The 25,535-nt window shown below is 66.9% G+C and carries 23 protein-coding genes; 15 read left to right on the top strand and 8 right to left on the bottom strand.

The features are described 5' to 3' along the window. Positions 1-275: 275 nt before the first annotated feature. From eutB to DNK34_RS23960, 5 genes are all read left to right on the top strand, one after another. Complete coding sequence (gene eutB / locus DNK34_RS23980; RefSeq protein WP_131176989.1) at positions 276-1,247, top strand: hydroxyectoine utilization dehydratase EutB; 972 nt, start codon at positions 276-278, stop codon at positions 1,245-1,247. A gap of 10 nt (positions 1,248-1,257) precedes the next feature. Beyond that, a complete protein-coding gene (gene eutC, locus DNK34_RS23975; RefSeq protein ID WP_131176990.1) occupies positions 1,258-2,235 on the top strand; it encodes an ectoine utilization protein EutC in 978 nt (325 codons plus the stop codon). Between the two features lie 83 nt (positions 2,236-2,318). Next, entirely contained in the window at positions 2,319-3,509 is a 1,191-nt protein-coding gene (gene doeA / locus DNK34_RS23970) for an ectoine hydrolase DoeA (RefSeq protein ID WP_131176991.1), read from the top strand. A 118-nt stretch (positions 3,510-3,627) separates the two neighbouring features. Next, on the top strand, positions 3,628-4,632 hold the full coding sequence (gene doeB / locus DNK34_RS23965) for a N(2)-acetyl-L-2,4-diaminobutanoate deacetylase DoeB (RefSeq protein WP_131176992.1): 1,005 nt from the start codon (positions 3,628-3,630) through the stop codon (positions 4,630-4,632). Positions 4,633-4,780: 148 nt separating this feature from the next. Then, positions 4,781-5,260, top strand: coding sequence for an Lrp/AsnC family transcriptional regulator (locus DNK34_RS23960; RefSeq protein ID WP_131176993.1), 480 nt, complete (start codon positions 4,781-4,783; stop codon positions 5,258-5,260). A gap of 27 nt (positions 5,261-5,287) precedes the next feature. On the opposite strand, the gene choX is transcribed toward DNK34_RS23960, so the two are convergent. Further along, complete coding sequence (gene choX / locus DNK34_RS23955; protein WP_131176994.1) at positions 5,288-6,214, bottom strand: choline ABC transporter substrate-binding protein; 927 nt, start codon at positions 6,212-6,214, stop codon at positions 5,288-5,290. A 244-nt stretch (positions 6,215-6,458) separates the two neighbouring features. Here choX and DNK34_RS23950 point away from each other — a divergent pair, with 244 nt between their 5' ends. The 4 genes from DNK34_RS23950 (at position 6,459) to DNK34_RS23935 (ending at position 11,009) form a co-directional block, all read left to right on the top strand. Further along, positions 6,459-7,001, top strand: coding sequence for a C40 family peptidase (locus tag DNK34_RS23950; protein ID WP_242675367.1), 543 nt, complete (start codon positions 6,459-6,461; stop codon positions 6,999-7,001). Between the two features lie 274 nt (positions 7,002-7,275). Beyond that, positions 7,276-7,929, top strand: coding sequence for a 7-cyano-7-deazaguanine/7-aminomethyl-7-deazaguanine transporter (locus DNK34_RS23945; protein WP_131176995.1), 654 nt, complete (start codon positions 7,276-7,278; stop codon positions 7,927-7,929). 194 nt (positions 7,930-8,123) lie between these two features. After that, positions 8,124-9,587 (top strand): NAD-dependent succinate-semialdehyde dehydrogenase, encoded by a 1,464-nt coding sequence (locus DNK34_RS23940; RefSeq protein WP_131176996.1) that lies wholly within the window; start codon positions 8,124-8,126, stop codon positions 9,585-9,587. 45 nt (positions 9,588-9,632) lie between these two features. Continuing rightward, complete coding sequence (locus DNK34_RS23935) at positions 9,633-11,009, top strand: aspartate aminotransferase family protein (protein WP_131176997.1); 1,377 nt, start codon at positions 9,633-9,635, stop codon at positions 11,007-11,009. A 146-nt stretch (positions 11,010-11,155) separates the two neighbouring features. Here the strand turns inward: DNK34_RS23935 and DNK34_RS23930 are convergent, their stop codons facing one another. Next, a complete protein-coding gene (locus tag DNK34_RS23930) occupies positions 11,156-12,448 on the bottom strand; it encodes an MFS transporter (RefSeq protein WP_131176998.1) in 1,293 nt (430 codons plus the stop codon). A 175-nt stretch (positions 12,449-12,623) separates the two neighbouring features. Here DNK34_RS23930 and DNK34_RS23925 point away from each other — a divergent pair, with 175 nt between their 5' ends. Then, positions 12,624-13,523, top strand: coding sequence for a LysR family transcriptional regulator (locus DNK34_RS23925; protein WP_131176999.1), 900 nt, complete (start codon positions 12,624-12,626; stop codon positions 13,521-13,523). A gap of 300 nt (positions 13,524-13,823) precedes the next feature. On the opposite strand, the gene DNK34_RS23920 is transcribed toward DNK34_RS23925, so the two are convergent. The 5 genes from DNK34_RS23920 to def all read right to left on the bottom strand — a co-directional run bounded on the left by DNK34_RS23920 (position 13,824) and on the right by def (position 18,425). Further along, positions 13,824-14,144, bottom strand: coding sequence for a tetratricopeptide repeat protein (locus tag DNK34_RS23920; RefSeq protein WP_131177000.1), 321 nt, complete (start codon positions 14,142-14,144; stop codon positions 13,824-13,826). 67 nt (positions 14,145-14,211) lie between these two features. After that, positions 14,212-15,585, bottom strand: coding sequence for a Trk system potassium transporter TrkA (gene trkA / locus DNK34_RS23915; RefSeq protein WP_131177001.1), 1,374 nt, complete (start codon positions 15,583-15,585; stop codon positions 14,212-14,214). Then, positions 15,582-16,898, bottom strand: a complete 1,317-nt coding sequence (rsmB, locus tag DNK34_RS23910) for a 16S rRNA (cytosine(967)-C(5))-methyltransferase RsmB (RefSeq protein ID WP_131177002.1) — start codon at positions 16,896-16,898, stop codon at positions 15,582-15,584. The genes trkA and rsmB overlap by 4 nt, the downstream gene beginning before the upstream one ends. Then, positions 16,895-17,836, bottom strand: a complete 942-nt coding sequence (fmt, locus tag DNK34_RS23905; protein ID WP_131177003.1) for a methionyl-tRNA formyltransferase — start codon at positions 17,834-17,836, stop codon at positions 16,895-16,897. The genes rsmB and fmt overlap by 4 nt, the downstream gene beginning before the upstream one ends. Positions 17,837-17,918: 82 nt before the next feature. After that, positions 17,919-18,425 carry a peptide deformylase gene (def, locus tag DNK34_RS23900; RefSeq protein ID WP_131177004.1) on the bottom strand — a complete coding sequence of 169 codons (507 nt, stop codon included), beginning with the start codon at positions 18,423-18,425 and terminating at the stop codon, positions 17,919-17,921. A gap of 152 nt (positions 18,426-18,577) precedes the next feature. Between def and DNK34_RS23895 the strand changes: the two genes are divergently transcribed. From DNK34_RS23895 to tsaC, 3 genes are all read left to right on the top strand, one after another. Beyond that, positions 18,578-19,603 carry a LysM peptidoglycan-binding domain-containing protein gene (locus DNK34_RS23895; protein WP_131177005.1) on the top strand — a complete coding sequence of 342 codons (1,026 nt, stop codon included), beginning with the start codon at positions 18,578-18,580 and terminating at the stop codon, positions 19,601-19,603. Positions 19,604-19,698: 95 nt separating this feature from the next. Next, positions 19,699-20,808 (top strand): DNA-processing protein DprA, encoded by a 1,110-nt coding sequence (gene dprA, locus DNK34_RS23890; RefSeq protein ID WP_131177006.1) that lies wholly within the window; start codon positions 19,699-19,701, stop codon positions 20,806-20,808. 64 nt (positions 20,809-20,872) lie between these two features. Beyond that, positions 20,873-21,430 (top strand): L-threonylcarbamoyladenylate synthase type 1 TsaC, encoded by a 558-nt coding sequence (gene tsaC / locus DNK34_RS23885; protein WP_131177007.1) that lies wholly within the window; start codon positions 20,873-20,875, stop codon positions 21,428-21,430. A gap of 158 nt (positions 21,431-21,588) precedes the next feature. Here the strand turns inward: tsaC and DNK34_RS23880 are convergent, their stop codons facing one another. After that, positions 21,589-22,566, bottom strand: coding sequence for an NADPH:quinone reductase (locus DNK34_RS23880; protein WP_131177008.1), 978 nt, complete (start codon positions 22,564-22,566; stop codon positions 21,589-21,591). A 435-nt stretch (positions 22,567-23,001) separates the two neighbouring features. On the opposite strand from DNK34_RS23880, the gene hemF reads away from it, so the two are divergent. Continuing rightward, on the top strand, positions 23,002-23,922 hold the full coding sequence (gene hemF, locus DNK34_RS23875) for an oxygen-dependent coproporphyrinogen oxidase (protein WP_131177009.1): 921 nt from the start codon (positions 23,002-23,004) through the stop codon (positions 23,920-23,922). Between the two features lie 63 nt (positions 23,923-23,985). Next, positions 23,986-24,807 carry a shikimate dehydrogenase gene (gene aroE, locus DNK34_RS23870; protein ID WP_131177010.1) on the top strand — a complete coding sequence of 274 codons (822 nt, stop codon included), beginning with the start codon at positions 23,986-23,988 and terminating at the stop codon, positions 24,805-24,807. Positions 24,808-25,535 lie beyond the last annotated feature (728 nt).

The raw sequence follows: 25,535 nt of genomic DNA, 5'->3' as shown, positions 1-25,535 counted from the left end.
CATCCTACGATCTAAACTTCGCGGCTCGTGCCTTGCCTCGCGGCGAATCGTGGCCATGCCGCGATTCTTGCAGCATGGCCACCATCGCATCGCATCGCGCCGGGGTCGACGCTCCTACGTGTCAACCCTGACTGTGAACGGGCGCTTGCAGGCCAGGGATCAAGACGGTATCGACGGCACACCGCCACCCTCGAAAAATATCGTCCTAGTACATTCAGCCGTGCAATTTCCCGCTCGTACACTCGGCCGCACACACCTTGCGGGGAATGCGTGCCATGCCTTCGATCCACCTCGACGACCTGCTCCAGGCGCGCCAGCGTATCGCCGGTCTGGTTCGGCAGACGCCGCTGGAAGCGTCGCCTTCGCTGACCCGCCTGCTCGGCGTACCGGTGTGGTTGAAGCTGGAATCGCAACAGGCCACCGGCAGTTTCAAGCTGCGTGGCGCGAGCAATGCCGTGGCGCAATTGAGTGCCGAACAGCAGCGTCTGGGCGTGGTCACCGCCTCCACCGGTAATCATGGCAGAGCGCTGGCGTTCGCGGCGTCGCAGCTTGGGGTAAAGGCCACCGTGTGCCTGTCCGAGCTGGTGCCGGCGAACAAGGTGCGCGCCATCCGCGAACTGGGCGCCGAGGTGGTCGTTACCGGCCGCAGCCAGGACGATGCTCAGCTCGAAGCACTGCGCATCGCTCGCGAACAGGGCGCCACGTTCATTCCGCCGTTCGATCACCCACACGTAATCGCCGGCCAGGGCAGCCTCGGCCTGGAGATTCTCGAGCAGTGCCCGGACGTCTGCGACGTGCTGGTGCCGCTCTCCGGTGGCGGCCTGTTCGCCGGCGTGGCACTGGCGATCAAGGGCACCAGCCCGGCGATTCGTACCCACGGCATCAGCATGCGTCTCGGCGCGGCGATGCACGCCAGCCTGCAGGCCGGGCACCCGATAGAGGTGGAAGAACTGCCGACCCTGGCGGATTCGCTCGGCGGCGGCATCGGCCTGGACAACCGCTACACCTTCGGCCTGACCCGCGAGCTGTGCGACCAGGTGCATCTGCTCGACGAAGCCGCCATCGCCCGTGGCATCCGCCACGCCTACCGTGAGGAACTGCTGGTGGTGGAAGGCGCCGCTGCGGTGGGCATCGCCACCCTGCTCGACGGCCTGATCGAGCCGCGCGGGCCGGTGGTGGTGGTAGTCAGCGGCCGCAATATCGACATCGACCAGCACCTGCGCGTGCTCAACGGCGCGGACGCCTGAGGAACCCCCCATGGCCAAGACCCTGATTCTCAACCAGGCCGACCTGCGCGACTGCGTCGGCATCGATGCCGACAGCCTGGCCGCGGTGGAAAACGCCTTCCGCCTGCTGGCCACCGCCGCCGTGGCGATGCCGCCGATCCTGCGCCTGGACATCCCCGAGCACAACGGCGAGGTGGACGTGAAGACCGCCTACCTGCCCGGTGTGCCACGCTTCGCCATCAAGGTCAGCCCCGGCTTCTTCGACAACCCCAGGCTCGGCCTGCCCAGCCTCAACGGCCTGATGATGCTGTTCTCGGCGCAGACCGGGCTGGCCGATGCGCTGCTGCTGGACAACGGTTACCTCACCGCCGTGCGCACCGCCGCCGCTGGCGCCGTGGCTGCCAAGTGGCTGGCCCGGGAAGATGCCGGCGTGGTCGCCATTCTCGGCGCTGGCGAGCAGGCGCGCCTGCAACTGCAGGCATTGCGCCTGGTGCGGGAGGTGCGCGAGGTGCGCATCTGGGCACGCGACGCGAGCAAGGCTGTCGCCATGGCTGCCGAACTGATTGATGCCCGGGCCGTGGACAGCATCGAGGCCGCGCTGGACGGCGCCGATATCGCCATCACCACCACGCCCAGCCGCGAACCGCTGATCCGGCCCGAGCACCTGCGCCCCGGCCTGCATATCACCGCCATGGGCTCGGATGCCGAGCACAAGAACGAGATCGCCGCCGCCGCGCTGGCAGGGGTCGATACCTACGTCGCCGACCGCCTGAGCCAGACCCGCGTGCTCGGCGAGCTGCATCACGCCATCGAAGCCGGCCTGGTCGGCGCGCAGGACGGCTTCGCCGAACTCGGCCAGGTCATCGCCGGCCAGCGCCCCGGGCGCACCTCGGCCGCGCAGATCACCCTGTGCGACCTGACCGGCACCGGCGCCCAGGACACCGCCATCGCCAGCCTCGCGTTCGAGCGGGCGCGGGCGGCGGGCAAGGGTTTCATCTTCAACGCCTGATCCCCCTGTAGGAGCCGGCTTGCCGGCGATATGTCGCCAGCAAGCCGGCTCCTACGGAAAACACAATCCACGAGGGCTTTCGCATGTCCGACATCGTCGTCAACCTCCCCTTCAGCCGGGAGGAATATGCCCAGCGCATCGCCAAGGCCCGAGCGGCCATGAGCGCCCAGGGCATCGAGCTGCTGATCGTTTCCGACCCGTCCAACATGGCCTGGCTGACCGGCTATGACGGCTGGTCGTTCTACGTGCACCAGTGCGTGCTGCTGGCCCTGGACGGCGAGCCGGTGTGGTTCGGCCGCGGCCAGGACGCCAACGGCGCCAGGCGCACGGTGTTCATGCAGCCGGGCAACATCGTCGGCTACCCCGACCACTACGTGCAGTCCACCGAGCGCCACCCGATGGACTACCTGGCCAAGGAGGTGATCGCCGCCCGTGGCTGGGACAGGCTCGCCATCGGCGTGGAACTGGACAACTACTACTTCAGCGCCGCCGCCTACCAGTCGTTGCAGCGCCACCTGCCGAACGCGCGCTTCGTCGACGCCACCGCGCTGGTCAACTGGCAGCGGGCGATCAAGTCGCCCACCGAGATCGGCTACATGCGCATCGCCGCCAGGATCGTCGAGAAGATGCACGCGGCGATCTTCGACAAGATCGAGCCGGGCCTGCGCAAGAACGAACTGGTCGCCGAGATCTACCGCACCGGCATCCTCGGCGCCGACGGCCATGGCGGCGACTACCCGGCCATCGTGCCTCTGCTGCCCACCGGCGCCGATGCCAGCGCCCCGCACCTGACCTGGGACGACTCGCCCATGCAGTCCGGCGCCGGCACCTTCTTCGAGGTCGCCGGCTGCTACAAGCGCTATCACTGCCCGCTGTCGCGCACCGTGTACCTGGGCAAGCCGCCGCAGCATTTCCTCGATGGCGAGAAGGCCGTGGTCGAAGGCATCGCCGCCGGCCTGGAAGCGGCCAGGCCGGGCAACACCACCGGCGATATCGCCCGCGCATTCTTCAAGGTGCTGGAGAAATTCGGCATCCACAAGGACAGCCGCTGCGGCTACCCGATCGGTATCAGCTATCCGCCGGACTGGGGCGAGCGCACCATGAGCCTGCGTCCGAGCGACGAGAGCGTGCTGCAGCCGGGCATGACCTTCCACTTCATGCCGGGCCTGTGGCTGGACGACTGGGGACTGGAGATCACCGAATCGATCCTGATCACCGACAGCGGCGTGGAAACCCTGTGCGACGTGCCGCGCAAGCTGTTCGTCAAGGATTGACCAACCCCCCGTAGGAGCCGGCTTGCCGGCGATCAGCATTGACAATGCATCGCTGGCAAGCCAGCTCCTACGGAAAGCGGCGAGATTCGATATATCCACCTGTACCGGGCTTTGCATCATGACCCAACTCCGCGACAACCCGATTAGCCCCACCGTCGATTTCGACCGTGACGGCGTGCAGCACGGCTTCCTCAAACTGCCTTACTCCCGCGACGATTCCGCCTGGGGCGCGGTGATGATTCCGCTTACCGTGGTGAAGAACGGCAGCGGTTCCACCGCCCTGCTCACCGGCGGCAACCACGGCGACGAATACGAAGGCCCGCTGGCGCTGGCCAAGCTGGCGCAGACCTTGCGCGCCGAGGACGTCAGCGGTCGGGTGATCATCGTGCCGTTCATGAACGCCCCGGCGGTGCACGCCGGCACCCGCACCTCGCCGATCGACAAGGGCAATCTGAACCGCAGCTTTCCCGGCAAGCCGGACGGCACGGTGACGCAGAAGATCGCCGACTATTTCCAGCGCACCCTGCTACCCATGGCCGATGTGGTGCTGGACATCCATTCTGGCGGCAAGACCCTGGATTTCCTGCCCTTCGCCGCTTGCCACGTGCTGGCGGACAAGGCCCAGGACGCCGCCTGCGAGGCCGGCATGCGCGCCTTCGCCGCGCCCTACTGCATGCGCATGCTCGAACTCGACGCGGTGGGCATGTACGACACCGCCGCCGAGGAACAGGGCAAGGTGTTCGTCACCACCGAGCTCGGCGGTGGCGGCAGCTGCACGGCGCAGAGCCTGGCCATCGCCGAGCGCGGCGTGCGCAACCTGCTGATCCACTTCGGCCTGCTGAGCGGCGAGATCGAGGTGGGTGAATCGGTGATGCTCGACATGCCCGACGGCGACTGCTTCGTCGCCAGCGAGGACGACGGCCTGCTGGAAATGTGCCGCGACCTCGGTGAGACGGTGGAAAAGGGCGAGGTGATCGCCCGCGTGCACAGCGCCCGGCGCACCGGCGCGCCCGCCAGCGAATACCGTGCCCGGCGCAGCGGTCTGCTCGCCGCCCGGCACTTCCCGGGGCTGGTGAAAAGCGGCGATACCCTGGCGGTGATCGCCGAGGTGGTGAGTCCGTAGGAGCGAGCTTGCTCGCGAACGCAGCCAGGTAGGATGGGTGTAACCCATCAAGAGCCGATGGGTTGCCACCCATCCTGCATTTTAGAGGGGAGGTGCTGCAGCGACGATCCCTTGCAAGGGACGCAATCCCGATCAACCGAGGCCACCGATGCACAAGCTCGACCGCTACGACCTGAAGATCCTGCGCATCCTCAGCGAGGATGGGCGGATCACCAAGTCGGCCCTCGCCGAGGCGATCAACCTCTCGGTGACGCCGGCCTGGGAGCGTGTGCGCAAGCTGGAGGCCGCCGGGCTGGTCAAGGGCTACCGCGCGCAGATCGACTGGGGCGCGCTGTTCAAGACCCAGCAGGTGCTGGTGGAAATCACCCTGGCCAAGCACACCGCCCAGGACATGCGCCGTTTCGAGCAGCGCCTGGGCGAGGCGCCGGAAGTCGCCTTCTGCTACGCCACGGGTGGTGGCGTCGACTACATCGCCATGATCCGCGCCCGCGACGTCGACCACTACCAGCGCTTCGTCGACCAGTTGCTGCTCGAAGACCTGGGCATCGAACGCTACTTCACCTATATCGTCACCAAGACCATCAAGCACGATCCCGGCGGCGCGCCCGCGCAACTCGATGACGCCTGAGGCATTGCCCCGGGCCTCGGTGCGCGCCTACAGCCTGGCCTTGACCGCTTCGAGGGCGTCGCCGCCGTCGCGGGTGGTCACACCCTCGAGCCAGCCGTCGAGCACCTCGGGGTTGGCCTTGATCCAGGTCCTGATGGCGGTGGCGTTCGCGACCTTGCGGTTGAGCACCTCGTCCATGATGGTGTTTTCCATGTCCTGGGTGAACTTCAGGTTGGTCAGCAGCTTGCCCACGTTCGGGCATTCGGCCACGTAGCCCTTGCGCGCCAGAGTGTTGACCGAGCCGGTGCTGCCGAAGAATTTCTCGCCGCCCTTGAGGTACTGCATGTCGTACTGCACGTTCATCGGATGCGGCGTCCAGCCGAGGAACACCACGAACTGGCCGCGCTTTTCCGCACGACCGACCTGCACCAGCATGGCCTGCTCGCTGGACTCGACCAGTTCCCAATCACCCAGCTCGAACTCGTTATTGGCGATCATCTGGCGGATATAGTCGTTGGCCGGCGAGCCGGAACCGATGCCGTAGATCTTCTTGCCGAAGCGCTGGGCGAATTTGTGCAGATCCTTGAAGTCCTGTACGCCCGCTTCATAAGCGTAGGTCGGCACGGCCAGGGTGTACTCGGTACCGCCGAGGTTCTCCACCACCTTGTCGACCTGGCCGCTGGCGACGTAGCGCTGGTAGTCGTGCTGGCCGGCCGGCATCCAGTTGCCGAGGAACACGTCGACCTGGCCCTTCTGCAGCCCGGCGAAGATGATCGGTACCGCCAGGGTGCGCGTCTGCGCCTTGTAGCCGAGGCTATCGAGCAGCAGGCTGGCGATGCCGTTGGTCACGGCGATATCGCTCCAGCCGGGATCGGCAAGGCTGACATTGGCGCACTTGGCGTCCTCCGCCAGTACCTGGACGCTGGCGGTCGCAGCCAGCAGGGTGGCGACGATCACGGTCGTGAGGGGCTTCATTGGCATCGTCCTTCTGCTGAGAGAGTGGTAACCCTAGCAGAACCCTGCGCTGTTTTTCCTGCGGCAGTTTCCTCGGCAACCGCAACCGCTCATCGGTATCCGCAGCGAAAAAATGAACTGGGTGCGCCTTCATGTTGTCCGTCCACGGGACGCGCGGAGCGCTCTTCACTCTCTTCCATCAATGTTACAAGTGGCTGATCAGAAAGGGATTCACGGCGGCTTGGGTATTTTCAAGGTCATCGCGTTGAATAAATTCATCCTTTCCATGGTTCTGGGCGGCACCCTGTGCTGTGCCGCCGTCGGTCATGCATCCGCCAGCTTTCGTGTTCACCTGCAGGACGGCAGCAGCCGCGTCGTGCCGCCGGCCCAGGTCGAACAGACTCCCGCCCAGAGCGTGGTCAAACGCGCCCTCGGCGCCCTCGGCACGCCGTACCGCTGGGGCGGTACCAGCCTCGAGCGGGGCTTCGACTGCAGCGGCCTGGTCAACTACGCCTTCAAGAAGGTCGACGACCTCGACCTGCCCCGCACGTCCCGCGCCCTGTCCCGCGTCGAGGGCCCCAAGGTGGCCAAGGGCGACCTGGAGCCCGGCGACCTGCTGTTCTTCCGCATTCGCGGGCGCAGCGTCGATCATGTGGCCATCTACCTGGGCAACGACCGCTTCATCCACGCCCCGCGCCGTGGCAGCAACGTGCGTATCGACACACTCAGCGACGGCTACTGGAACAAGCACTTCCAGCTGGCCCGGCGGGTGATGCCGGACGAGACGCAGCTGGCCAGCAACGGCTAACGGCTGTTGTAAGGCGATAGCGGCCGTAGGATGGGTGAAACCCATCAATATGCCGATGGGTTTCACCCATCCTACGAGCTGCTCCATCCGGTCGCGGCTAAAGCCCCCCACAAATGTCCGCTTCCGCCTTCAAACCACCGCCAACAACAGGCGCTCACCGTCCGGCGGGCGGGCTGTCCCGGCGTGGGTGCAGGCGCTACACTGCGCGCCGCTCAACGCCATGTCGGCTGCGGCAATGGGTTCCCTAACCCCATTTCACGAAAAAGGACATGCCATGACCCTGCTTCCCCCGTCGGTCAGCCGCGCCGTATTGGCGGCGCTGATCGCCTTTCACATCCTCATCATCATCGCCAGCAACTACCTGGTGCAGCTGCCGATCAGCCTGTTCGGCTGGCACACCACCTGGGGCGCCTTCAGTTTTCCGTTCATCTTCCTGGCTACCGACCTGACCGTAAGGCTGATCGGCAAGCACGCCGCGCGGGTGGTCATCGCCCGGGTGATGGTGCCGGCGCTGGTCGCCTCCTATATCGTCTCGGTGCTGTTCCACGACGGTGCGTTCGGCGGCGTGGCGGCGCTTGGCGAGTTCAATCTGTTCGTGTTCCGCATCGCCCTGGCCAGCTTCCTGGCCTACGTGCTTGGGCAACTGCTCGATATCCAGGTGTTCGACCGCCTGCGCAGGCTGAAGCAGTGGTGGGTCGCCCCGGCGGCCTCCAGTGTGTTCGGCCAGGCCATGGATACCCTGGCGTTCTTCTCCATCGCCTTCTGGCAGAGCAGCGACCCCTTCATGGCGGCCAACTGGGTGGAGATCGCCGTGGTCGACTACGTGATCAAGCTGGCGGTCAGCCTGATGCTGTTCGTGCCGCTGTACGGCATGCTGCTCGGTGCCATTGTGCGGCGTCTGCCACAACGCCAGGCCAGAGTTGTGTGACCACCCGTAGCCTGGATTGGCCGTAGGCGTAATCCGGGTTCCGGGGCGTCGGATCACGTTTGCCCACGAGAAAAACCACCTGCCTGCCCGGCACCTTCAGAAAAAACTGCGGTAACGCCACGCTGGCTTGGAAGAAACCCCAAGCCGCCCTTCTCTAGCATGTCTCCCATGCCCACCGGCCCGGAGACATCGCCATGCCCCTCGACCATCCCCTGCTGTTCAAGTCGCTGTGTTATGTCGACGGCCATTGGCTGCACAGCAGCAGCGGCGCCAGCATCGCCGTGCAGAACCCCGCCAGCCAGCAGGACATCGGCCATGTGCCGCTGCTCGAGCGCGAGCAGATCGTCGCCGCCGTGGACGCCGCCGAGCGTGCCTTCGGCGCCTGGCGTGACGAGAGCCTGGACACCCGCGCTGCGGCGCTGCGCCGCTGGGCCGAGCTGATCCTGCGGCACCAGGACGACCTGGCGCGCATCCTCAGCGAGGAACAGGGCAAGCCCCTGGCCGAGGCCCGTGGCGAGATCCGCTATGCCGCCAGCTTCATTCCCTGGTTCGCCGAAGAAGCGCGGCGGCTCTACGGCCAGACCATTCCCAGTCATATTCCCGGGGCGCACTTGGGCACGCTCAAGGAGCCGGTGGGCGTCTGCGCCCTGCTCACCCCATGGAATTTCCCCTGCGCCATGATCACCCGCAAGGCCGCCGCCGCCCTGGCAGCCGGCTGTACCTTGGTGGTCAAGCCGGCCCATGAAACGCCCTATTCCGCCTTTGCCCTGGCGCAACTGGCCGAGGAAGCGGGCCTGCCCGCCGGGGTGTTCAACGTGGTGCTCGGCGAGCCGCAGATGGCCATGCAGACCCTGGTCGGCGACAGCCGCGTGCGGGCGGTGAGCTTCACCGGCTCGACCCGGGTCGGCAAGCTGGTGCTGCAGGCCGCCGCCGCAGACGTGAAGAAGGTGGCCCTGGAGCTGGGCGGCAACGCGCCGTTGATCGTCTGTGCCGACGCCGATCTCGATCACGCCGTCCAGGTGGCCCTGGATGCCAAGTTCCAGACCTCGGGCCAGGACTGCTGCGCGGCCAATCGCATCCTGGTGCAGCGTCCAGTCTACGAGGCTTTTCTGCAACGCTTCGCCAAGGCCGTGCGCGGCCTCAGCGTCGGCCCCGGCCTGGAGGATCGTCACGCCATCGGCCCGCTGATGCACCAGGCCGCTCTCGATGCGACCGCCGAACGCGTTGCCGATGCCGTGGACAAGGGCGCGCGCCTGCTGGTCGGTGGCGAGCCCCATGCCCTGGGCGGCTGGTTCTGGCAGCCGACGCTGCTGGCCGACGTCACCGATGCCATGCGCATCTATCGTGAAGAGAACTTCGCGCCCATCGCCGGCGTGCGCGCCTTCGACAGCCTGGACGAAGCCGTGGCCATGGCCAACGACACCGAATACGGGCTGGCCGCCTACATTTGTTCCAACCGCCTGGACGTGGTGCAACCGCTGATCCGCCGTCTGGAGCATGCCATGGTCGCGGTCAACGGCACCAAGTTCACCGGTCACCCGATCCCCTTCGGCGGCATGAAGGCCTCGGGCCTGGGCCGCGAAGGCGGCAGCGACGGCTTCGAGGCCTTCGTCGAGACCAAGTATTTCTGCATCCACCACCAGGGCCAGCGTTACTGAAGCCCTGCCCCCCGACTACTTACGATGAACCCGATGGAGACCGCCATGACCGACTACCAGAACCTGTTCGAACAGGACCGCGCCCACTTCATGCACCCGTCCACCCACGCCCATGACCATGCCAGCGGCGCGCTGCCGGGCAAGATCATCACCGGCGCCTCGGGCGTGCACATCCGCGATCACCAGGGCCGCGAGTACCTCGATGCCTTCGCCGGGCTGTACTGCGTGAACATCGGCTACGGCCGCACCGAAGTGGCCGAAGCGATCTACAAGCAGGCCAAGGAGCTGGCCTACTACCACACCTACGTGGGCCACTCGAGCGAGGCGATCATCGAGCTGTCCAGCCGCATCATCGACTGGGCGCCGGCGGGCATGAAGAAGGTCTACTACGGCCTGTCCGGATCGGACGCCAACGAAACCCAGATCAAGCTGGTGCGCTACTACAACAACGTGCTCGGCCGGCCGCTGAAGAAGAAGATCATCTCCCGCCAGCGCGGTTACCACGGCTCGGGCATCATGACCGGCAGCCTCACCGGCCTGGCCAGCTTCCACCAGCATTTCGACCTGCCGGCGGCGGACATCAAGCACGCCGCCTGCCCGCACTTCTACAAGGCGCCGGCGGGCGTGGACGAGGCTGCCTTCGTACGTCACTGCGCCGAGGATCTGGAGAAGCTGATTCTCGCCGAAGGCGCGGATACGGTAGCGGCATTCATCGGCGAGCCGGTGATGGGCACCGGCGGCATCATCGTGCCGCCCAAGGGTTACTGGCAGGCGATCCAGGCGGTGCTCGACAAATACGACATCCTGCTGATCGCCGACGAAGTGGTCTGCGCCTTCGGCCGCCTGGGCGACAAGATGGGCAGCCAGCGCTACGGCATGCAGCCCGACCTGATGACTACCGCCAAGGGCCTGACCAGCGCCTACGCGCCGCTGTCGGCGGTGATCGTCGGTGAGAAGGTGTGGAACGTGATCGACAGCGCTTCCACCCGCGACGGCGCCATGGGCCATGGCTGGACCTACTCCGGCCACCCGATCTGCGCGGCGGCCGCCCTGGCCAACCTGGATATTCTCGAGCGGGAAAACATCACCGCCAACGCCGCCGAGGTGGGCAGCTACCTCAACGCGCAACTGCGGCAGACCTTCGAAGGTCACCCGCTGGTCGGTGAGGTGCGCGGCGACGGCATGCTCGCGGCCCTGGAGTTCATGGCCGACAAGGACGCCCGCACGCCGTTCGACCCGGCCCTCAAGGTCGGCCCGAAGGTCTCGGCGGCCTGCCTGGAGCGCGGCATGATCGCCCGCGCCATGCCTCACGGCGATATCCTCGGCTTCGCCCCGCCGCTGGTGCTGACCAGGGCCCAGGCCGATGAAGTCGTCGGTATCGCCAAGGCGGCGGTGGATGCAGTCGCTAACGACGTGCTTTGAGTCTATCCGTAGGGTGGATCGGGGCGCGTAGCCGACGCTTCATCCATCCACCACCACGCCCTCTTGGTGGATGAAAAAAGCGTCATCCACCCTACGTCGGACGTCGATCCACTCCATTCCCGATCTGGAAACGCTCGCCGCTGAATCTACCCCCGCGATTGTATCGCCACCGGCAACGCCTGCAGGCGCGACAGGTGCAGGGCCACGGCCAGGGACACCAGCAGCAGCGAACCGATGAACAGGCCGACGCCATCCCAGCCGGCGGCCTGCCAGAACACCCCGCCCAGGGTGCCGGCGACGCTGGAGCCCAGGTAGTAGCAGAACAGGTACAGCGACGAGGCCTGGCCCTTGGCCTGGGTGGCGCGGCGGCCGATCCAGCTGCTCGATACCGAGTGAGCGCCGAAGAAGCCGAAGGTGAACAGCAGCATGCCAACCAGGATCACCGGCAGCACATCGAACAGGGTCAGGCCCAGGCCGCAGAGCATCAGGCCGATCACCGCCCAGAGCACCTTGCGCCGGCCCAGCTTGTCGGCCAGGGCGCCGATCTGCGCCGAGCTGTAGATGCCCGACAGGTAGACCACCGAGAGCAGGCCGATGCTGGTCTGGTCGAGCTGGAACGGAGTCTCGATCAGGCGGTAGCCGATGTAGTTGAACAGGGTGACGAAGGCCCCCATCAGCAGGAAGCCCTGGAGGAACAGCCAGGGCAGGCCGGCGTCACGGAACTGCAGGGTGTAGCCCTGCAGCAGGCTGCGCGGGCGCAGCGAGCGCGAGCGGAAATTGCGCGACTCGGGCAACAGGCGCCAGAACAGCGCACCGGCCAGCAGGCCCAGACCGCCGAGGGTGCCCAGCACCGCGTGCCAGGACATGTAGTCGACCAGTACGCCGCTGAGCAGGCGCCCGCTCATGCCGCCGATGGCGTTGCCGCCGATGTACACGCCCATGGCCAGGCCCAGGTGCAGCGGGTCGATTTCCTCGCTCAGGTAGCTCATGGCCACCGCGGCCAGGCCGCTGAGCGCCAGGCCGACCAGGGCGCGCATCAGCAGCACGCCTTCCCAGGTCGGCATCAGCGCGCTGCCGACGGTGAACAGGGCGGCGGCCAGCAGCGATACCACCATCACCGGCTTGCGTCCCAGGGCATCGGACAGCGGGCCGGTGATCAGCAGGCCGACGGCCAGAGTGATGGTGGACACGGACAGGATCAGGCTGCTCTGCGCCGCGCTGAGGCCGAACTGCAGCGAGAGCATCGGCATCATCGGCTGCACGCAGTAGAGCAGGGCGAAGGTGGCGAAACCACCGCAGCACATGGCGAGGATGGTGCGCAGGAAGGCGCGGGTGCCTTTGCGGATATACACAGGTTCTGCCGGAAGGCTGCGAGGGGCAGGCTCCTCATCACTGGCGGGGACGCACTCGTTGGGTGCGTGTGGAACGGGCTGACTCATTACGACCTCTTGAATACTCGTTTTCCCGGGCGGAACGCCATCGCATGCACGGGCGAATGCCGGCATGGGCTGGTTTGTTGTAATTGGGAATGGTCACAAGGATAAATAGGCTGGCAAGTTCTTTCCAATATAATATTCGACACGATCGATATGTTTTACGACCTATGGAGCCTTCATGGAACTGCGTCATCTGCGCTACTTCGTGGCGGTTGCCGAAGAACTGCATTTCGGCCGCGCCGCCGAGCTGCTGGGCATTTCCCAGCCACCGCTGAGCCAGCAGATCCAGGCGCTGGAACAGGAGCTGGGGGTGCGCCTGTTCGAGCGCAGCAACCGCCATGTGGCGCTCACCGACGCCGGCCGCCTGTTCCTCGAGGAGACCCGCCAGACCCTGGCCCAGGTGAGCAAGTCGGTGGACGTGGTGCGCCGCGCCGAACAGGGCGAGATCGGCGAGCTGCAGATCGGTTTCACCGCTTCGGCGCCGTTCGTCTCGATCATCCCGCGGGCGGTGTTCGCCTTTCGCCAGGCGTTCCCGGCGGTGCACCTCAACCTGCAGGAGATGACCAGCCGCCAGGTCAGCCAGGCGCTGGTGGACAAGAAACTGCAGATCGGCATGATCCGTCCGCTGGAGCTGCCCGCCGAACTGGATGCGGTGGAGCTGCTCGGCGAGCCGCTGGTGGCGCTGCTGCATGCCGGCCATCCCCTGGCTGGCGATCAGGATCGTGGCCTGGCCCTGGCGGAGCTTGCCGACGAGCCTTTCGTGTTCTTCCCGCGCAGCTACGGCACCGGCCTGTATGGCCAGCTGTTCAGCCTGGCGCGCCAGGCCGGCTTCAGTCCGCGCATCACCCAGGAAGCCCATGAGGCGCTGACCATCATCGGTCTGGTCGCCGCGGGGCTCGGGGTGTCGGTGCTGCCGGCGTCCTTTCGGCGCATCCGCATCGATGGCGTGGTGTTCCGCACCCTGCTCGACGCCGACGCCACCACCGCGGTGTGGCTGGTCAAGCGGCGCCAGGAACACTCGCCGCTGGCCCAGGCCTTCATCGACCTGCTGACCCGGGAAGTGCAGGCGCACAAGTGACCCTGCTAGCGCATCGAGCGCCTTTGCGTAGCCCGGGTCGAGCGCAGCGACACCCGGGAGAGGGTACCTGGTATCGCTACGCTCAACCCAGGCTACGGAATCGAGGTCGGGCGATTCGGGCGCGCAGGCGAAGCGACATCCGCCAACATGGCGTTGGTATAGGGAGGGCAGGTGAGCGATCCACAGCAAGTGGTGGTGCTGAACAGCGTTTTTGCGTAGCCCGGGTCGAGCGCAGCGACACCCGGGGAAGGCGTACCTGGGTATCGCTGCGCTCGACCCAGGCTACCGGCTGGCAGCGCATCACGCGCTGGCGCGCTTATCCAGCTTGCGCAGAAATACCGTCATTTCCTTTTCCGCCTGCTTGTCGCCCCTGGCCTGGGCGGCCTGCAGGCCGCTGTGCCAGGCGCTGCGGGCGGCTTCGGGATTGCCGGCGGCCTGCTGCGCCTTGCCCAGCAGTTTCCAGGCCGCCGAGTAGTGCGGGTCCTGTTCGACGCAGCGTTGCAGGTGCTCGGCGGCGCGGGCGGCGTCGCCGGCATCCAGGTGGCCCTTGCCCAGGCCGAAGCGCAGCAGGGCGTTGTCCATGCCCTTGGCCAGCATCTTTTCCAGTGCTTCGGTACTCATTGCGGGGCCTCCTTCGTCGGCAGCTTCAAGCGGCAAGCCTCAAGCTGCAAGCTGATCGTCTTGCAGCTCAAAAAAACGTCAGACCGACCTGGAACAGCCGCTCCACGTCGCGGATGTACTTTTTGTCGACCAGGAACAGGATCACGTGGTCACCGGATTCGATCACCGTCACGTCGTGGGCGATCAGCACTTGTTCGGCGCGGATGATGGCGCCGATGGTGGTGCCCGTGGGCAGCGAGATGTCCTTGATCGCCTTGCCCACCACCTTGCTCGACCGCGCATCGCCGTGGGCGATGGCTTCGATGGCCTCGGCGGCGCCGCGGCGCAGGGAGTGCACGCTTTCGATGTCGCCGCGGCGCACGTGGGTCAGCAGGCTGCCGATGGTGGCCAGCTGCGGGCTGATGGCGATGTCGATCTCGCCGCCCTGGATCAGGTCGACGTAGGCCGGGTTGTTGATGATGGTCATCACCTTGCGCGCGCCAAGGCGCTTGGCCAGCAGCGAGGACATGATGTTGGCCTCGTCGTCGTTGGTCAGGGCGAGGAAGATATCGGCGTCCTTGATGTTCTCTTCCACCAGCAGGTCGCGGTCGGAGGAACTGCCCTGCAGGACGATGGTGCTTTCCAGGTTTTCCGAGAGGTAGCGGCAGCGGGCCGGGTTCATCTCGATGATCTTGACCTGGTAGCGGCTCTCGATGGCTTCGGCCAGGCGCTCGCCGATATGCCCGCCGCCGGCGATCACCACCCGCTTGTACTCGTTCTCGGCACGGCGCATCTCGCTCATCACCGCGCGGATATCGGCTTTGGCGGCGATGAAGAACACCTCGTCGTCGGCTTCGATCACGGTGTCGCCCTGGGGCATGATCGCCCGGTCGCGGCGGAAGATCGCCGCCACCCGGGTGTCGACCTTGGGCATGTGCTGGCGGATCTGCTTGAGCTGCTGGCCGACCAGCGGCCCACCGTAGTAGGCCTTGACCGCCACCAGCTGGGCCTTGCCCTCGGCGAAGTCGATGACCTGCAGGGCGCCGGGGTACTCGATCAGGCGCTTGATGTAGTTGGTCACCACCTGCTCGGGGCTGATCAGCACGTCGACCGGGATCGCCTCGTTGTCGAACAGGCCGGCGCGGCTCAGGTAGGCCGATTCGCGCACCCGGGCGATGCGCGTCGGGGTGTGGAACAGGGTGTAGGCCACCTGGCAGGCGACCATGTTGACTTCGTCGCTGTTGGTCACCGCCACCAGCATGTCGGCGTCGTCGGCGCCGGCCTGGCGCAGCACCGTGGGGAACGAGCCCTTGCCCTGCACGGTGCGGATGTCGAGGCGGTCGCCGAGGTCGCGCAGGCGGTCGCCGTCGGTGTCGACCACGGTGATGTCGTTGGCTTCGCTGGCCAGGTGTTCGGCCAGCGTGCCGCCGACCTGGCCGGCGCCGAGGATGATGATCTTCATCGGGATGCTCCAGCAGCTGCGATCTTGATCAGCTTGGCATAGTAGAAACCGTCGTGGCCGTCCTGCTGGGCGAGCAGTTGCCGGCCGTGAGGCTGCTCGAGGCCGAACGGGCCGGTGATATCGAGCTCGCGCGCCCCTGGCGTGCGCTCGAGAAACGCGCTGATCACCTCGGTGTTTTCCGTCGGCAGGGTCGAGCAGGTGGCGTAGAGCAGGATGCCGCCGACCTCCAGGGTCGGCCACAGCGCGTCGAGCAGTTCGCCCTGCAGTTTGGCCAGAGCCGGAATGTCGTCGGGTTGACGGGTCAGCTTGATGTCCGGGTGGCGGCGGATCACCCCGGTGGCCGAGCAGGGCGCATCGAGGAGGATGCGCTGGAACGGCTTGCCGTCCCACCAGGCGGCCGTGTCGCGGCCATCGGCGGCGATCAGGGTGGCGTCGAGCTGCAGCCGCGCCAGGTTTTCCCGCACCCGGAGCAGGCGCTTGGGCTCCAGATCCACGGCGACCACCTCGGCCAGCGCCGGCTCGGCTTCGAGCAGGTGGCAGGTCTTGCCACCGGGGGCGGCGCAGGCGTCCAGCACGCGCTGGCCGGGCGCCAGTTGCAGCAGGTCGGCGGCCAGTTGCGCGGCTTCGTCCTGGACGCTGACCTGGCCTTCGGCGAACCCCGGCAGCAGGGTCACGTCGCAGGCCTGCAGGAGGCGGATGCCGTCGCGGCTGAAGGCGCAGGGCTCGGCTTCGAAGCCGACCTGGCGCAGGCGGGCCAGGTAGTCGTCGCGATCGCCATGACGCCGGTTGACCCGCAGGATCAGCGGCGGATGGGCGTTGTTGGCGGCGCAGATGGCCTGCCAGTGCTCGGGCCAGAAGGCCTTGAGCTGTTTCTGCAGCCAGCGCGGGTGGGCGCTGTGCAGGACCGGGTCGCGATCCAGTTCGGTGAGAATGCGCTCGCTGTCGCGCTGGGCGTTGCGCAGTACGGCGTTGAGCAGGCCCTTGGCCGAGGACTTCTTCAGCTTGTCGGCGCAGCCCACGGTCTCGCCGATGGCGGCGTGGGCGGGGATACGGGTGTAGAACAGCTGGTACAGGCCGATCAGCAGCAGCGCCTCGAGGTCGCGGTCGCCATCCTTGAACGGCTTGCGCAGCAGGGTGCCGGCGATCAGCGCCAGGCGCGGCTGCCAGCGCGCACTGCCGAAGGCCAGGTCCTGGGCCAGGCCGCGATCGCGTGCCTCGACCTTGTCCAGCAGCGGCGGCAGGCTGCTGCCCAGCGAGGCCTTGCCTTCGAGTACCGCGGCCAGGGCGCGGGCGGCCGCCAGGCGTGGGTTCATGCCAGCACCGCGCCCACGGCGAACTGCTCGCGGCGGCTGTTGTACAGGTCGGCGAAACTCAGCGCCTTGCCGCCCGGCAATTGCAGGCGGGTGAGCAGCAGGGCGCCGCTGCCGCAGGCGACGGTCAGGCCATCCTTGCTGGCGGCGAGGATCTGCCCGGGCTGGCCCTTGCCTTCGGCGAGGCGCGCGGCGAGCACCTTCAGCGGCGCGTCGTTCAGGCTGCTGTGGCAGATCGGCCAGGGGTTGAAGGCGCGGATCAGGCGTTCCAGTTCGGCGGCCGGGCGCGTCCAGTCGAGGCGCGCCTCGTCCTTGTTCAGCTTGTGCGCGTAGGTGGCCTGGGCGTCGTCCTGCACTTCGCCCAGCAGGGTGCCAGAGGCGAGGCCGGCGATGGCCTCGATCACCGCGGGCGGGCCGAGCTCGGCGAGGCGGTCGTGCAGGCTGCCGCCGGTGTCGTCGGCGCCGATCGACGTGCGCACCTTGAGCAGCATCGGCCCGGTGTCCAGGCCGGCCTCCATCTGCATCACCGTCACGCCGCTTTCCGCGTCACCGGCTTCGATGGCGCGCTGGATCGGCGCCGCGCCGCGCCAGCGCGGCAGCAGCGAAGCGTGGCTGTTGATGCAGCCGAAGCGTGGGGTATCGAGCACCGCCTGGGGCAGGATCAGGCCATAGGCGACCACCACCAGCAGGTCCGGCGCCAGGGCCGCCAGCGCGGCCTGGGCCGCGGGATCGCGCAGGCTCGGCGGTTGCAGCACGGGAATGTCGTGCGCCAGGGCCAGCTGTTTGACCAGGCTGGGCATGAGTTTCTGCCCGCGGCCGGCGGGGCGATCCGGCTGGGTGTAGACCGCGACGATCCGGTGCGGGGTGTCGAGCAGGGCCTTGAGGTGTTCGGCGGCGAATTCCGGGGTGCCAGCGAAAACGATACGCAGCGCTTCGGTCATGGTGTCTCGCTAGGGGTCGCAAGCGGCGGCGATGCCGCGCTGAAAAAGAAAAGGCTTGCCGCGGCAAGCCTTCGAGAGTCCATCAAGCTTGCTGGCGGTGCTGCTTTTCCAGCTTCTTCTTGATGCGGTCGCGTTTGAGCGTGGACAGGTAATCGACGAACAGCTTGCCGTTGAGGTGATCGCACTCGTGCTGGATGCACACGGCCAGCAGGCCTTCGGCGACCAGCTCGTAGGGCTGGCCGTCGCGATCGAGGGCCTTGATCCTGACCTTCTGCGGGCGGTCGACGTTCTCGTAGAAGCCGGGCACCGACAGGCAGCCTTCCTGGTACTGATCCATCTCTTCGGTCAGCGTCTCGAACTCGGGGTTGATGAACACCCGCGGCTCGCTCTTGTCTTCGGACAGGTCCATGACCACCACACGCTTGTGCACGTTGACCTGGGTGGCCGCCAGGCCGATGCCGGGTGCGTCGTACATGGTTTCGAACATGTCGTCGATCAGCTGACGCAGGGCGTCGTCGACCACATCCACCGGCTTGGCGATGGTGCGCAGGCGCGGATCGGGAAATTCGAGGATGTTTAAAATCGCCATATGCGTTGTGTGATGCACTTGTGGAATAAAGTCAAAATCCGCTGCTAAGATGACGGCAGCATTGAAAAACGGCTTCATGCCGCGGTTTTACTGGGTTCTGTCGCGGCGCTAGGGCGCTTCACGTGAAGTCACATAATAAAGGGATTCACCGCATGAGGAAATCACTACTCGCCCTGTTGCTGGTCGCCGCGAGTGGCTGGGTTCAGGCCGCTGTGCAACTCAAGGAAGGCCACCCCGACCGCTACACCGTGGTCAAGGGCGATACCCTCTGGGACATTTCCGGCAAGTTTCTGCGCCAGCCATGGAAGTGGCCGGAAATCTGGCACGCCAACCCGCAGGTGGAAAACCCGCACCTGATCTATCCGGGAGACGTGCTGAGCCTGGTCTATATCGACGGGCAGCCGCGCCTGATGCTGGGGCGTGGCGAGTCGCGCGGCACCATCAAGCTGTCGCCCCAGGTGCGCAGCACGCCGATGGCCGAGGCGATTCCGACCATTCCGCTGGAGGCGATCAACAGCTTCCTGCTGAAGAACCGCATCGTCAACACGCCGGAAGAGTTCCAGGGCGCGCCCTACATCGTCGCCGGCAACGCCGAGCGCGTGGTCAGCGGCGCCGGCGACCGGGTCTACGCCCGTGGCAGCTTCGACCCCGAGGCGCCGGTGTATGGCATCTTCCGTCAGGGCAAGAGCTACGTCGATCCGGACAGCAAGGAGTTCCTCGGCATCAACGCCGATGACATCGGCGGTGGCGAGATCGTCGCCGAGGAAGGCGATGTCGGCACCCTCAACCTGACCCGCACCACCCAGGAAGTGCGTAACGGCGATCGCCTGTTCCCCACCGAGGAGCGGGCGATCAATTCGACCTTCATGCCCAGCGAGCCGAGCGAAGAGATCCGGGGCGTGATCCTCGATGTGCCGCGCGGCGTCAGCCAGATCGGTCAGTTCGACGTGGTCACCCTGAACAAGGGCGCCCGTGACGGTCTGGTCGAGGGCAGCGTACTGGCGGTGTACAAGACCGGCGAAACCGTACGCGATCGGGTCACCGACGAAATGGTGAAGATCCCCGACGAGCGCGCCGGCCTGCTCATGGTGTTCCGCACCTACGACAAGCTCAGCTATGGCCTGATCCTCAATGCCACGCGTCAGCTGGCGGTGATGGACAAGGTACGCAACCCGTAACGCTCGACAGCGGTCGGCAAGGGCCGCTGTCGTTTTGCCTGTACGCCAGAACCCATGGATGGGTTCACCGGCGAGTCGATCAAGGATGATCCGCCATGTCAGCAGCCTCTCCGTCCTCCGCCGAACTCGAAGCCCGTCTGCGCCTGCATAGCCTGCCGGAACTGGGCCCGCGGCGTTTTCACACCCTGCTCAGCGCTTTCGACAGCGCCTCGGCGGCCCTCAGCGCGCCGGCCAGCGCCTGGCGCGCCCTGGGCTTGCCGGCGACCTGTGCCGAAGCGCGGCGCAGCGCCGAGGTTCGCGAGCGCGCCCGTGACGCACTGGCCTGGTTGCAGGTGCCCGGGCAGCACCTGCTGATGTGGGATGCGCCGAACTATCCGGCCTTGCTCGGTGAACTCGCCGATGCGCCCCCGCTGCTGTTCGTCGCCGGCGATCCGGCCGTGCTCGAGCGCCCGCAACTGGCCATGGTCGGCAGCCGGCGCGCGTCGCGCCCGGGCCTGGACAACGCCCATGGTTTCGCCCGCAGCCTGGCCCGTGGCGGTTTCGTGATTACCAGCGGCCTGGCCCTGGGTATCGATGGCGCCGCGCACCAGGGCGCGCTGGATGCCGACGGCCACACCGTGGCGGTGCTGGGCACCGGCCTGCAATGCCTGTATCCGGCGCGGCATACGAACCTGGCGCGGCGAATCGTCGAACGTGGTGGCGCGCTGGTCTCCGAGCTGCCGCTGGCGAGCCCACCCCATGCCAGTAATTTCCCCAGGCGCAATCGCATCATCAGCGGACTGTCGCTGGGGGTGCTGGTGGTCGAGGCCAGTCCCTCGAGCGGTTCGCTGATCACCGCGCGCCTGGCGGCGGAGCAGGGCCGTGAGGTCTACGCCATTCCCGGTTCCATCCACCATCCCGGCGCACGGGGTTGCCACCAGCTGATTCGCGAGGGCGCGACCCTGGTGGAAAGCCTCGAGCATATCCTCGAGGCCTTGCGCGGCTGGCAATTGCTCGACCCGGCCCCGACCCACGCGGCCCCGGCGCAGAATGCGCAACCCGTGCATCCGCTGCTGGCCCTGCTGCACGCCGCTCCGCACAGCAGCGAGGCCCTGGCCGCGTCCAGCGGCTGGCCGTTGTCCGAGGTGCTGGCGGCCCTGACCGAGCTGGAGCTGGAAGGCCTGATCGCCTGCGAGGCCGGGCGCTGGGTGGGCCGCGGGCGTTAATCGAGCGTGTTAACGACAGACCGCTTGGATACACTGCGCGGAGGTTTTCTGCGGGAGTCTAGCGATGGTCACCAGTTGGCAGGTACAGCAAGCGGCGCGCGTGGTGCGTGCCGGCGGCGTGATCGCCTATCCGACCGAGGCCGTCTGGGGCCTGGGTTGCGACCCCTGGGACGAGTTGGCGGTGGATCGCCTGCTGGCGTTGAAGGAGCGCCCCGTGCGCAAGGGCCTGATTCTGGTCGCCGACAATATCCACCAGTTCGACTTCCTCCTCGAGGATCTGCCCGAGATCTGGCTGGATCGCCTGTCCAGCACCTGGCCCGGCCCCAACACCTGGCTGGTACCGCATCAGGATCGCCTGCCGGAGTGGATCACCGGCGAGCACGACAGCGTCGCTCTGCGCGTCAGCGACCACCCGCGGGTACGCGAACTCTGTGCCCTGACCGGGCCCCTCGTGTCGACCTCGGCCAATCCGGCGGGCCGACCGGCTGCGCGCAGCCGCCTGCGGGTCGAACAGTATTTTCCCCGGCAGCTCGATGCGGTGCTGGGCGGCGCCCTGGGTGGGCGCCGCAATCCCAGCGTGATCCGCGACCTGGTCACTGGCGACGTGCGTCGGCCGGCCTGACGGCAGCGGCAATTCGTAGGGTGGACCGGGGCGCGTAGCCGACGCTTCACCTGCGCGGCTCGATCCGTCCACCACTCAACGATCGCAATGGTGGATGAAAAGAGCGTCATCCACCCTACGCCCTGCTTGCCGCTTGAGGCTTACAGCTTGCGGCTGCTTCAAGGCAGCAGGATGGTCGATCCCGTGGTCTGCCGCGCACTGAGCGCGGTCTGGGCGGCGGCGGCGTCGCGCAACGGGTAGCGTTGGCCGATCTCCACCGTGAGCTTGCCCCTGGCGATCATGCCGAACAGTTCGTCGGCCATCTTCTGCAGGTGTTCCGGGGTGTCGGCATAGCCGGCCAGGGTCGGCCGGGTGACGTACAGCGAGCCTTTCTGCGAGAGGATGCCGAGGTTGACCCCGGTGACCGCGCCGGAGGCATTGCCGAAGCTGACCAGCAGGCCACGCGGCGCGACGCAGTCCAGCGAGGTTTCCCAGGTGTCCTTGCCGACGCCGTCGTAGACCACCGGGCATTTCTTGCCGTCGGTCAGTTCCAGCACGCGCTGCGCGACGTCTTCGTGGCTGTAGTCGATGGTCGCCCAGGCGCCTTGCTGCTTGGCACGCTCGGCCTTCTTCGCGGAACTCACGGTGCCGATCAGCTTGACGCCGAGGGCCTTGGCCCATTGGCAGGCGAAGGAACCGACGCCACCGGCGGCGGCGTGGAAGAGGATGGTTTCGCCACCCTTTAGCTCGAAGGTCTGGCGCAGCAGGTACTGCACGGTCAGGCCCTTGAGCATCACCGCGGCGGCCTGCTCGAAGCTGATGGCCTCGGGCAGCTTGACCAGTCTGGCCGCCGGCAGCACGTGCAGTTCGCTGTAGCCGCCCAGCGGGCCGGTGGCGTAGGCCACGCGGTCGCCGACCTGGAAGCCGGTGACCTCGGAGCCGATGGCATCGACGAAGCCGGCACCTTCGGTTCCCAGGCTGGAGGGCAGCGACGGTGGCGAATAGAGGCCGCTGCGGAAGTAGGTGTCGATGAAGTTGAGGCCGATGGCCTGATTGTGTACGCGCACTTCATGGGGGCCGGGCGCGGCGGGTTGGTAATCGAGGTATTCGAGCACCTCGGGGCCGCCATGGCGGCTGAACTGGATACGTTTGGCCATCGTCGTTTCTCCTCGCTGTCGGAACTCGCTAGACCGCCAACCCTAGGGGGTGTTGGCGTTGCTGCGCAAGCCACTTGAGCGGGGTCGCGTATTTGGCCGTGGCCGAGCGTCGTCTTGGCCGTTGACCCAGGGCAATCGCGCTATGGCGTCAGGGCATCGCCCGCACTCGATGAAAAGCGCTGGAGGCTGGAAAGCTGGATGAGAAACCGCTGTTTCGCGTCGTGCTCGAGCCGCCTTTCGTTCAGCCTCCAGCTTTCCAGCGCTGTTTTCGGCTCGGGTTCCTGCTTCGCTCTACCTCCTGCATCCATGCAGTCGCCGGCTCTTCGAGCGCATAGCGCGATTGTCCTGGCCGTTGACCAGCGTCAACTGCGGAGCGCCGATGGCCGATGCTATGCTAGCCGCCGATTTCGCCCGACGTTCCACAAGGTGCCCGCCGTGAGTGACCAGACCGAGGCCGTGAAGGCCTACCTGCTCGACCTGCAAGACCGTATCTGCTCCGCCCTGCAAGCCGAGGATGGCAAGGCCAGCTTCATCGAGGACGCCTGGCAGCGTCCGGGCGGCGGCGGTGGCCGCACCCGGGTGATCGGCGACGGTGCGCTGATCGAGAAAGGCGGGGTCAACTTCTCCCACGTGTTCGGCGACGGCCTGCCGCCGTCGGCCAGTGCCCACCGGCCGGAACTGGCCGGGCGCGGCTTCCAGGCCCTGGGCGTGTCGCTGGTGATCCACCCGCACAATCCCCATGTGCCGACCTCCCATGCCAACGTGCGCTTGTTCAGCGCCGAGAAGGAGGGCGAAGCGCCGGTCTGGTGGTTCGGCGGCGGTTTCGACCTGACCCCCTACTACGGCAACGAAGAGGACTGCGTGCACTGGCACCGCGTGGCCGAGCAGGCCTGCGCGCCGTTCGGCGCCGACGTCTACCCACGCTACAAGGCCTGGTGCGACCGCTATTTCCATCTCAAGCACCGTGGCGAGCCGCGCGGCATTGGCGGACTGTTCTTCGACGACCTCAACGAGTGGGACTTCGACACCTGCTTCGCCTTCATCCGGGCCATCGGCGATGCCTATATCGACGCCTACCTGCCCATCGTGCAGCGGCGCAAGGCCACGCCTTTCACCGAGGCCCAGCGCGAATTCCAGGCATTCCGCCGCGGGCGTTACGTGGAGTTCAACCTGGTCTACGACCGCGGCACGCTGTTCGGCCTGCAGTCCGGCGGACGCACCGAGTCGATCCTCATGTCGCTGCCGCCGCAGGTGCGCTGGGGCTATGACTGGAAACCGCAGCCGGGCAGCGAGGAAGCGCGCCTGACCGAATATTTCCTGACCGACCGTGACTGGCTGGGGCAGGCCGGGCTTTGACGCTTGAAGCTTGAAGGCAAAAGCTTCAGGCTTCCGGCTTTTGGCTTCCCGCTCAGGACACCCATGGATCGTTACGGCGTATTCGGCAATCCCATCGGACACAGCAAGTCTCCTCTGATCCACCGGCTATTCGCCGAGCAGAGCGGCCAGGCCATAGTCTACGAGGCTCTGCTGGCGCCACTGGAGGATTTCGAGGGCTATGCCCGGGATTTCTTCGTTGAAGGCCGTGGCGCCAACGTCACCGTACCGTTCAAGGAGCGGGCCTGGCGCCTGGCCGACAGCCTGACCCCGCGCGCCCGGCGCGCCGGCGCGGTGAACACGCTGAAGAAACTCGACGATGGCAGCCTGCTCGGCGACAACACCGACGGTGCCGGCCTTGTGCGCGACCTGACCGTCAATGCCGGCATCGAACTGCGCGGCAAGCGCATTCTCCTGCTCGGTGCCGGTGGCGCGGTGCGCGGCATTCTCGAACCCGTCCTGGCGCAGCGGCCGGAAATCCTGGTCATCGCCAACCGCACACTGGAGAAGGCCGAGCAACTGGCCCGCCAGTTCGCCGATCTGGGGCCGGTGGTGGCCAGTGGTTTCGACTGGCTCGATGCGCCGGTGGACCTGATCGTCAACGGCACCTCCGCCAGCCTGGCCGGCGACCTGCCGCCGATCGCCGCGAGCCTGATCCGCCCGGGGCACACCCAGTGCTACGACATGATGTACGGCAGCGGCCCCACCGCCTTCAATCGCTGGGCAGCCGAACAGGGCGCGGCGCGCACCCTGGATGGCCTGGGCATGCTCCTGGAACAGGCGGTGGAAGCCTTCTACCTGTGGCGTGGCGTGCGCCCGGACAGCGCCCCGGTGCTGGCCGAGCTGCGCCGCCAGCTGCATGGCTGAAACAAGCCGCCGCCAACCGGCCATGGCCGCCCCGATGATGCAAGCTATCGTGCTTTATGCCACACCGCGTCGATGCCGCCATTCGCCGCGGGGTCGCGGCTCCCACAGCTGAGCGCGGTAGATGTGATCCGTGTAGGCGCGTCGCCCTCGGCGCGAATCGATTGTGGCCATCCCCCGCAACCGCGTCACGGCCGCCATTCGCCGCGGGGTCGCGGCTCCCACAGCGGAGCGCGGTAGATGTGATCCGTGTAGGAGCGTCGCCCTCGGCGCGAATCGATTGTGGCCATTCCCCGCAACCGTGTCACGGCTGCCATTCGCCGCGGGGTCGCGGCTCCCACAGCGGAGCGCGGCAGTCGTTGCTCGAGTAGGAGCGTCGCCCTCGGCGCGAATCGATTGTGGCCATCCCCCGCAACCGCGTCACGGCCGCCATTCGCCGCGGGGCGCGGCTCCCACAGCGGAGCGCGGCAAATGTGATCCGTGTAGGAGCGTCGCCCTCGGCGCGAATCGATTGTGGCCATTCCCCGAAACCGCGTCACGGCCGCCATTCGCCGCGGGGTCGCGGCTCCCACAGCGGAGCGCGGCAGATGTGATCCGTGTAGGCGCGTCGCCCTCGGCGCGAATCGATTGTGGCCATTCCCCGAAACCGCGTCACGGCCGCCATTCGCCGCGGGGTCGCGGCTCCCACAGCGGAGCGCGGCAGATGTGATCCGTGTAGGCGCGTCGCCCTC

Origin of the sequence: Phytopseudomonas dryadis, assembly GCF_004327355.1 — a bacterium.
Lineage (GTDB): Bacteria > Pseudomonadota > Gammaproteobacteria > Pseudomonadales > Pseudomonadaceae > Aquipseudomonas > Aquipseudomonas dryadis.
This window is presented reverse-complemented; position numbering and strand designations above follow the sequence as displayed.